Source organism: Halorubrum sp. SD612, assembly GCF_002135005.1.
The window spans coordinates 1-8,557 of the sequence record NZ_NEWI01000114.1; the positions used below are offsets into that span (position 1 = coordinate 1).

8 protein-coding genes, 1 tRNA gene and 2 pseudogenes are annotated in these 8,557 nt (G+C 69.9%); 4 read left to right on the plus strand and 7 right to left on the minus strand.

All coding sequences use genetic code 11. The features are described 5' to 3' along the window. Positions 1-193: pseudogene (locus tag B9G38_RS12245) on the plus strand (sensor histidine kinase); the annotation flags it as partial. Beyond that, positions 120-611 (plus strand): annotated as a pseudogene (locus tag B9G38_RS12250) (replication factor C large subunit); the annotation flags it as partial. The pseudogenes B9G38_RS12245 and B9G38_RS12250, both read left to right, overlap by 74 nt. A 19-nt stretch (positions 612-630) precedes the next feature. On the opposite strand, the gene B9G38_RS12255 reads toward B9G38_RS12250, so the two are convergent. Next, positions 631-1,785, minus strand: coding sequence for a HAMP domain-containing sensor histidine kinase (locus tag B9G38_RS12255; RefSeq protein ID WP_086220555.1), 1,155 nt, complete (start codon positions 1,783-1,785; stop codon positions 631-633). A gap of 146 nt (positions 1,786-1,931) precedes the next feature. Here B9G38_RS12255 and B9G38_RS12260 point away from each other — a divergent pair, with 146 nt between their 5' ends. Beyond that, complete coding sequence (locus B9G38_RS12260) at positions 1,932-3,002, plus strand: zinc-dependent alcohol dehydrogenase family protein (protein WP_086220556.1); 1,071 nt, start codon at positions 1,932-1,934, stop codon at positions 3,000-3,002. Positions 3,003-3,009: 7 nt separating this feature from the next. Here the strand turns inward: B9G38_RS12260 and B9G38_RS12265 are convergent, their stop codons facing one another. The 5 genes from B9G38_RS12265 to B9G38_RS12285 all read right to left on the minus strand — a co-directional run bounded on the left by B9G38_RS12265 (position 3,010) and on the right by B9G38_RS12285 (position 7,088). Continuing rightward, positions 3,010-3,738, minus strand: coding sequence for an amino acid ABC transporter ATP-binding protein (locus B9G38_RS12265; RefSeq protein ID WP_086220557.1), 729 nt, complete (start codon positions 3,736-3,738; stop codon positions 3,010-3,012). Next, a complete protein-coding gene (locus B9G38_RS12270) occupies positions 3,735-4,571 on the minus strand; it encodes an amino acid ABC transporter permease (RefSeq protein ID WP_049930713.1) in 837 nt (278 codons plus the stop codon). The genes B9G38_RS12265 and B9G38_RS12270 overlap by 4 nt, the downstream gene beginning before the upstream one ends. A 79-nt stretch (positions 4,572-4,650) precedes the next feature. Continuing rightward, positions 4,651-5,472, minus strand: a complete 822-nt coding sequence (locus B9G38_RS12275; protein ID WP_086220558.1) for a basic amino acid ABC transporter substrate-binding protein — start codon at positions 5,470-5,472, stop codon at positions 4,651-4,653. 139 nt (positions 5,473-5,611) lie between these two features. After that, positions 5,612-6,508 (minus strand): COX15/CtaA family protein, encoded by an 897-nt coding sequence (locus tag B9G38_RS12280; protein ID WP_343122396.1) that lies wholly within the window; start codon positions 6,506-6,508, stop codon positions 5,612-5,614. A 124-nt stretch (positions 6,509-6,632) separates the two neighbouring features. Continuing rightward, positions 6,633-7,088, minus strand: a complete 456-nt coding sequence (locus B9G38_RS12285; protein ID WP_086220559.1) for a DUF5814 domain-containing protein — start codon at positions 7,086-7,088, stop codon at positions 6,633-6,635. 141 nt (positions 7,089-7,229) lie between these two features. Here B9G38_RS12285 and B9G38_RS12290 point away from each other — a divergent pair. Then, positions 7,230-7,302 (plus strand) — tRNA-His (locus tag B9G38_RS12290). Between the two features lie 175 nt (positions 7,303-7,477). On the opposite strand, the gene B9G38_RS12295 is transcribed toward B9G38_RS12290, so the two are convergent. Next, positions 7,478-8,218, minus strand: a complete 741-nt coding sequence (locus tag B9G38_RS12295; RefSeq protein ID WP_086215745.1) for an MBL fold metallo-hydrolase — start codon at positions 8,216-8,218, stop codon at positions 7,478-7,480. Positions 8,219-8,557: the final 339 nt, after the last annotated feature.

Consider the following 8,557-nt stretch of genomic DNA (forward strand, 5'->3'; position numbering starts at 1 on the left):
CCGCGACCGTCTCCGGGAGGCGCTCGAGAACGACCCCGTCGACGTGGTGTACCGCGTCGCGTCCGACAGTGAGCCGCAGTGGGTCCACGAGCGTGGCCGGGCGACCGAACGCGGCGACGTGGCGGGGAAGAGGTACCCCGCCGACGAGCGCGTCGAGCGCCGCAAACGGCTGGAACGACAGCGCGAGCGGCTGTAGCGTCGCGACCGCCAGACGCGAGGTGCTCCCGTTCCTCGAGACCGTCACGCACCACTGTAAGCCCCGCGACCTGACCGTCGCGATGGCGGCCGCATACGACCTCGACGAGGCGGGCGTCGCCTTCGTTACCGGCTCCGGCGAGTCGACGAACAAGGTCGCGTCGATCGTCGAGGACGCGCAGGCCCGCCGCGAGGAACTGATCGAGGAGCACGCGGACGGCGCCTTCGCGCACGCCGCGGCCGACCGCCGAGACGACGAGAGCGACTCGGGCGCGGCCGACGACCCGGACCGCGACGGCTCCGAGGCGACCGCCGACGGGAGCGACCAGCGCGACTCGGCGGACGGCGCGGCCGCTGACGAAGCGGCCGACGAGGAGGAAGACGACGATCAGGCCGGGCTGACCGACTTCATGTGAGCCGGTCTCGGGGGGTAGTTCACCGGTTCCCGCTGCCGCTGAGGGGAGACGAACTCGGCCCCGAACCGCCGTCGCTCACGCCCGCAGGCTCGATCGCATCCACGCGGCAGAACTCGAACCGCGCGCCGCCCTCCCGGCCCTCCGTCACCGAGACGGTCCACCCGTGCGCCTCGGCGATTCGCTCGACGATGGCGAGCCCGAAGCCCGTCCCGTCCTTCGCGGTGGTGTGTCCAGCATCGAAGACGGCGTCTCGCTGGTCGGGGTCGATCCCGGGCCCGTCGTCAGCGACGTAGAACCCCTCGCGCGTCCGCCCGACCCGGACGCGGACCGCGGCCTCGTCGGGGTCCGAGGGAGTGCCGTCGGCCTGCGACCCCGCTCCCGAGGCGAACGTCCTCGGCGCGCCGCGCTCGTCTGGGTCCGACTCGTCGCCGCCGGTGCCGGCCGAGCCGGGTTCGTCCGAGGTCCCGTGTTCGATCGCGTTGCGGAAGAGGTTCTCGAGCGCCTGTCGGAGTCGGTCCGCGTCCGACCGGATCGTCGGGAGCGGTGCGTCGACGACGAGCGCGGCGTCGGCCGGTCGGCCCGTCGTCCGCCACGCGCTCTCGACGACCGACCGCAGGTCGGTCGGCTCGGTCGCCTGAACCGTTTTCCCCTCGCGCGCCAGCGTCAGGACGTCGCCGATGAGGTGGTCCATGCGGTCGAGGGCGTCGAGGGCGCGGTCCAGCTGCTCCGTCGACGCGTCGCCGTCGAGGTCGTCAGCCAGTTCGATGTTTCCGACCGCGACGGAGAGGGGGTTCCGGAGGTCGTGGCTCACGACGCTCGCGAACTCCTCCAGCCGCTCGCGCTGTCGTTCCAGCCGTTTGCGGCGCTCGACGCGCTCGTCGGCGGGGAAGAGGTACCCCGCCACGTCGCCGCGTTCGGTCGCCCGGCCACGCTCGTGGACCCACTGCGGCTCACTGTCGGACGCGACGCGGTACACCACGTCGACGGGGTCGGTCTCGAGCGCCTCCCGGAGACGGTCGCGGTCCTCGTCGGCCACGCAGTCGAGCCAACCGCCGTCCGGCCGCTCCGGGGCGTGGACCCGCGGATCGTCTCCCGCCTCGATCACGAACCGAGAGGGGTCCCCCTCGGGTCGGCGGTAGGCGATCCCGGGCCGTCGCTTCATCGGTCGTGACACGTGTCAACCAGATTACTCGGTCCACATAAACATTACTCAACTATCACTTGTCATACACTGAGATCAAGTCAAAATAACACGAAAAAATCGATCGCGGAAGCGGAACCGCCGAGAGACCTTTGTCGCGTCCGCCGATTGATCGCCGTATGCGCGCTGCGATCCTTCGAGACCACGGGGAGCCGCTCGCGGTTCGCGAGCTTCCCGACCCCGAACCGCAGCCCGACGGCGCCGTCGTCCGCGTGGAGGCCTGCGGCGTCTGCCGCAGCGACTGGCACGCGTGGGCCGGTCACGGGGAGTGGGCGGACGACCGCGTCCCGCGCGGCCAAGTGCTCGGCCACGAGCCGGCCGGCGAGGTCGTCGCGGTCGGCGACGAGGTCGACCGGTTCCGCCCGGGCGACCGCGTGGTCGTCCCCTTCTCGCTCGGCGACGGGACGTGCCCCCACTGCCGCCGCGGGGCCGGCAACGTCTGCGAGGACGGCCGCGCGCTGGGGTTCGAGGCCGCCGCCCCGGGCGCGTTCGCGGAGCGAGTGGCGGTGCCGGCCGCCGACTACAACCTCGTCGGGCGCCCCGCCTGGCTCGGCGCGACCGCGGCCGCGGCGCTCGGCTGTCGGTACATGACGGCGTACCACGCGCTCGCCGAGCGCGCGAACGTCAGCGGCGGCGACGCGGTCGCCGTCCACGGCTGCGGGGGCGTCGGCCTCTCCGCGGTCCAGATCGCCGCGGCGCTCGGCGCGCGCGTGATCGCGGTCGACATCGACGACGCGGCCCTCTCGCTCGCTCGCGAGCTCGGCGCCGACGAGAGCGTGAGTCCGGGGTCGCTGCCGGAGGAAAGTTCGGTCCCCGAGCAAATCCGCGACCTCACCGACGGCGGCGCCGACGTCTCGCTCGACGCTCTGGGGATCGCCGAGACCTGTCGGAACTCCGTCCGGTCGCTGCGTCCCCGAGGCACCCACGTCCAAGTCGGGCTCACGACGGACGCCGAACGCGGCGAGGTGTCGCTCCCGACCGACTGGATGACCCGGTGGGAGATCTCGTTCCTCGGCTCGCGCGGGATGCCGCCGACGAGCTACCCGGACCTGTTCGTGCTGATCGAGTCGACGGGGATCGACCCCGGCGCCCTGGTCGCTCGCGAACTGTCACTGCCGGAGGTGTCGGGCCGGCTCGCGGCGATGGACGAGTACGAGGTGGCGGGCGTGGAGGTCGTTACCGAGTTCTGAGCGCGGCCTACAGCAGTCGCGAGAGGAACTGTTGACCGCGGTTCGTCGACGGCTCGTCGAAGAAGGACCGCGTCTCGGTCCGCTCAACGACTCGGCCGTCGGCCATCAAGACGATCCGGTCGCCGACCTCGCGGGCGAAGCCCATCTCGTGGGTGACGAGGACCATCGTCATCCCGTCGGCCGCGAGTCCCTCGATCACGTCGAGCACCTCGCCGACGAGCTCGGGGTCCAACGCGCTCGTCACCTCGTCGAACAGCATCACCCGCGGCTCCATCGCGAGCGCGCGGGCGATGGCGACGCGCTGCTGCTGGCCGCCCGAGAGCGCGCCCGGGTGCGACTCGGCCTGATCGGCGAGCCCGACCCGGTCGAGGAGGTCGGACGCGGCCCGCTTCGCCTCGCCCTCCGGCTCGCCTTTCACCTTCTCCGGGGCGAGCGCGACGTTCTCCAGCGCGGTCTTGTGCGGGAAGAGGTTGAACGACTGGAACACCATCCCGATCTGCTGTCGGATCTCGTTGACGTCCGTCTCGATCACGGACCGGCCGTCGAGCCGGATGTCGCCGCCCTGAATCTCCTCTAGCCGGTTCGCACACCGGAGCAGCGTCGACTTCCCGGACCCGGACGGTCCGATGACGACGACGACCTCTCCCTCGTCGACGTCGACGTCGACGTCGTACAGCACCTGCGTGTCGCCGAACGACTTGTCGACGCCGTCAAACTCGACGAGCGGACCGGTCACGCCTCCTCACCCCCGTCGTCGTCGCCGGAGCCGAGCCCCGACAGCCGACCGAACATCCGGCTGTCGGACCCCCAGTCCGACCGGCGCTCCAGTCCGTTGACGAGCTGGCTCATCGACATCGTGATCGCGAGGTAGAGCACGCACACCCACACGAGCGGGGTCCACGGGTCCAGTTGGTTGCTGTTGATGTTTCGGAACACGCTCATGATCTCCGGGACGGCGATGACGGTCAGCAGCGAGGTGTCCTTCACGAGGATGATCTGGTCGTTGCCGATGGCCGCGAGCGCGTTGCGCCACGCCTGCGGGAGGACGACCTGCCGCAGCGCCATCACGCGGGACATCCCGAGCGACCGGGCCGCCTCCATCTGGCCGTTGGGGACGGCGTCGATCCCGCCGCGGATCGCCTCGCCGACGTACGCCCCGTGGTTCAGCGTGAGCCCGATGATTGCGGCCGGGATCGCCCAGTCCGTGAAGGGGAACTCGCCGGTGGCCCAGAGCCGCGGCACGCCGAAGTAGATGACGAACAGCTGGAACAGCAGGGGCGTGCCGCGGAAGAACTCGACGTACCCCTTCGCGATCCGTCCGGTGACGTTCGACGTCGAGATCCGGCCGAGCCCCACGAGGACGCCGAGCGACACGGAGAGGAGACTCGAGATCACGACGATCTGGATGACGAGGAAGAACGCCTCCGCGAACCGCCGCGCGATGAGCGGCGAGGCGAGCAGGCTGTAGTCGACCTGCGTCGAAAGGATCCAGGCCAACAGTCCCCCGATGGCCAGCACGAACCCCCCGGCGGCCACCTCGCCGACCCGTTTCACCAGCCGGTCGCGCATCAGTACGCCGCCGCCGCTCGACTCCGATTCTGTCTGTGTTGCCATGTGATATCAGGTAGAGACGGCGAGGTCCGGAGACTCAGCCGTCGAAGTACTCGTTGTAGATCTCCTCGTACGTCCCGTTCTCACGGATCGTCGCGAGGGCCCCGTTGACCTCCTCTCGGAAGTCGTCGTCGTCCTGCCGGAACGCGATCCCGTACTCCTCGATCGTCAGCGTGAGGTACGGCGGCGCGTCGTCGCGGTCGGCCGCGACCCCGTCTCCCTCGAGGAAGACGACCTCCTCGTTCTCCGCGGCGAACGAGGCGCTCACGGTGTTGTCGTTGATGACCGCGTCCACCTGATTGTTGAGCAGCGCGTCGAACGCGCCGTTGATCTGGTCGTAGCTCTCGATCTGGAGGTCGCCGCCGAACTTCTCTTGGAGGTCCTCGGCGGCGGCCTCGCCGGTCGTCCCGCGCTGGACGCCGACGGACGTGCCCTGGAGGTCCTCGCGGGAGCCGATGTCGCTGCCCTCCAAGAGGAGGACGGTCTGGTACGCGGTGAAGTACGGGTCCGAGAAGTCGACCCGCTCGGCGCGCGACTCGTTGATCGTCATCGCGCTCATGATGACGCGGAAGTTCGCGTTGTTCAGCGACGCGATGATCCCGTCGAAGGAGGTCTCCTGGAACTCGTAGTCCATGTCGAGCTGCTCGCCGAACACGGCCTCGGCGATCTCGACGTCGAATCCGATGAGGTCGCCCGCCTCGTTGCGGTACTCGAAGGGCGCGTATGGGATGTCGGAGCCGATGGTGATCGTCTCACCGCCCCCGCCGCCGCCGCCGATACAGCCGGCGGTGGCCGCCAGTCCGCTCGCGCCGACCGCGGTCAGGTACTGTCGCCGGTTCACAGAACGGTTTTCGTCCATACACCGTTTCTCGGTTGATCACGATTTCAACGTTTCGGCCGCGAGATAGCAATATTTGCCGAACTGCGGGGGTTCGACAGGGTCGTTCAGGAGAGACGCCGCTCCGTTCGGGGCCGCGACCCGACGGCGAGCGGCCCGATCAGTCGCCGCCGATCGGGACGCTCCCGTCGCGCATCTCGTCGGCGTCGCGGAGGGTCCACGCCGCGCCCGCGGCGAGCGCGACGGCGACGGCCAAGACGGCGAGGTTGATCTGCTGCCACGTCGCGGTGTACAACACGAGGTCCCGGCCGAGCAGCAGCGTGCCCACGAGCGCGGCCAACGACCCGGCCGCCAACGCGCGAACGGTGTTGGCCGTCCCGGCGTCGAGCTCGTCGTACCCGCCCCGGACCGCCTCCGTCGCGTACGCGACGGCCGCGACGAGCCCGAGGTGTCCGGCGAGTCCGGTGATGTAGAAGGCGGCCTGCGCGGGCGGCGCGTAGGTGAGGAACGGGACTGCCCGCGAGAAGACCGCGCTGGCGACGATACCGGCGACGGCGATTCCCGCGGCCGCCCGGAGCAGTCGCGCGTTCCCGCGCCCGCCGCCCCAGATCGTTGCCAGCCCGAGCAGCGTGAAGATGATCAGCGCCACGGACAGGTGCGCCGCGTGCGTGGACACGGTGTACCCGCCCGGGATGAGCCCGCTGAGGGTGACGGTGATCGCGCCGACGGTGATCTGGAGCGGTAAGATAGCGACCGCCAGCGTCGCCGCCAGCTTGGTCCGGCGCTCGAACCCGGACCCGAGCCACGTCCACCCGGCGACGCCGATGATGAGGAAGCCGGTGACCATCGCCCACGCCCGGTGGAACCACTCGATGAAGTCGGGGTTGATCGTGAGCGCCGGGATGAGCTGGTCGGAACACAGCGGCCACTGGGCCTGACACGCCAGCCCGGAGCCGGTCGCCGCGGTGTAGACGCCGAGCGAGAAGAGGACGAGCGTCATCCCCGTCGTCGCCGCCGCGTATCGCCTGAACGTTAGCCACGCGGGCCGAAGACTCATTAGCCGATTTCGGGCGCGCGCGCACTTAGACCGTTCGGCCGCTCCTCGCGATCGAGAAGGGCGCACGGGTCGACAGGCGGTGACGGACGGTCGAGGCGGTCGAGCGTCCCCCGGTACGCGACCGCTACCCGGACAGCTCTCGCTTCGCCCGCCGCGCCCGCTCGGACATTTCTTCGTTGCCGTCGACGTCCGCGAGCGTCTCGATCGCCTCCAGCTTCCGGACGGAGTCGTCGAGGAACGAGAGCACGTCGCCGGTGTACGCGTACACCATGTAATCGTCGGTCATCACGTCGACGATGGCCTGCGGGCCGAGCCCCTCGGCGCGCAGTTCGAGGACATAGCGCATGAACTTCTCCTCGGGGCAGCCGCAGTACGGGTTCGAATCGCAGTCGCAGTCGAGGAAGTCCTCGGCGAAGTCGAGGACGCGGTCGCGGGTCGTTTCGTCGAGCTTCGAGAGGCCGTCGCCGGTGAACAGCAGGTCGAGGGTGGCGCCGGCGAACGCCCCCTTCGGGATGTTCGCCTCCAGCTGGGAGGCGAGCTGCCGGTGGTTCTTCACGTAGATCTTGTCGGTAATGGCCACAGTTAGCGATTTGTACGCCCGCAGCCCTCAAAAGCGACGCGGTGATCGAGAGACCGTCGGCGGTTCGAACGACATCGCGTCACACGCCCGTCCGGGAGTCGTAACCGTTATTTATCGAAGCGGGGTACTAGACGACGCGTGTCCGGGTTAGGGTAGTGGACTATCCTTCAGCCTTGTGGAGGCTGAGACGCGGGTTCGATTCTCGCACCCGGACCTTTTCCGACGAACGGAGTGAGGAGCGAAAAGTCCGGAAGGCGAGATTGAATCATGCGAGACGAGCGGAGCCTGTCTCGCCCGGGTTCGATTCTCGCACCTGGACCTTCTCGCGGCGAGCGGTATCGCGAGCTGCGAGGCTCCGTAGCGAATTGAAGCGGTGATCGAGGCGCCGGTCAGAACTCGATCCGCTCGCCGTCTTCCGGGATCAGCACGTCCGCCGTCTCCGCCCGGAGTTCCTCGCGCGAGAGCAGGCAGTGGTTGATCGCCTCCATGTGGACCACGGCGACCGGGGCGTCGGTGGCCTCGCGCACGGCCGCGACGTCCTCGACGCCCATCGTGATCGGTTCGCCGTGGTTGAACCGCGCCGCGCCGCCGTTGAGCACGACGGCGTCGGGGTCGAACTCCGCCAGCGTCTCCGCGACCGGGTCGTACCAGACCGTGTCGCCGGCGAGGTACAGCGTCTCGTCGCCGTCAAGCAGGAACCCGGAGACCGGACCCATCTGCTCGGCAAGTTCCCCGTGTCCGTGACGGCCCGGGGTTCGGCGGAGCGCGACGCCGTCGAACGACGCCGTCTCCTCGACCGGTCGCACGTCGGTGAAGCCGTCCTCGACGAACGCGTCTGCCTCCGCGGGCTGACAGAACAGCGGCACGTCGGCGTCGAGTCGCTCCGCGGCCGCGTCGTCGAAGTGATCCGGGTGGCGGTGGGTGACGATCACCGCGTCGTGCGACAGGTCGACGTCGGGAAGCGGGACGAGCGGGTTGCGCCGGTCGTTCGGGGTGTTGTCGATCGGCGGAAGCGTGCCTTCGGACGCGAACAGCGGATCGACGAGGAACGTCGTCCCGTCCACGGTCGCGAGCGCCGTGGCGTTGCGGACGAGAGTGACGGCGGGGCCGGCGCCGCGGGTGTTCGACATGTCGGGCCTTCGGCGCGCGAGGGGTTGTGCGTTGCGGCGCCGCTGTCGAGCGTCGGAATGTCGCCCGCGACACTAACGACCGGTCTCATCTCCGGCGGCGTGCCGCGTCGACCGGGAAACCCTCGTGGCGGGCGGTCGCCTGCGCGGCGACGGGCGGGTCGCGTTCGCGACCGGTGTCACGCGCCTGGGTTCTCCGCGCTGTCATCGCTCCCATCGGGGAGTACTCGGGCGGGGACTAGGGGCGCCCGCGGTCCGGGAGCCCTCCCCCGCGGGTAAACCGTCCGGGGAGAGGCCCCCGGACTCCCCCACGGTCCACGAGCGCAGGCCGCGGGCGCGCCC

Excerpts from the sequence above, each read along its gene's own strand:
- B9G38_RS12260 (WP_086220556.1), top strand. The coding sequence starts at position 1,932 with ATGCGCGCTGCGATCCTTCGAGACCACGGGGAGCCGCTCGCGGTTCGC.
- B9G38_RS12270 (WP_049930713.1), bottom strand. The coding sequence starts at position 4,571 with ATGCGCGACCGGCTGGTGAAACGGGTCGGCGAGGTGGCCGCCGGGGGG.
- B9G38_RS12295 (WP_086215745.1), bottom strand. The coding sequence starts at position 8,218 with ATGTCGAACACCCGCGGCGCCGGCCCCGCCGTCACTCTCGTCCGCAAC.
- B9G38_RS12275 (WP_086220558.1), bottom strand. The coding sequence starts at position 5,472 with ATGGACGAAAACCGTTCTGTGAACCGGCGACAGTACCTGACCGCGGTC.
- B9G38_RS12280 (WP_343122396.1), bottom strand. The coding sequence starts at position 6,508 with ATGAGTCTTCGGCCCGCGTGGCTAACGTTCAGGCGATACGCGGCGGCG.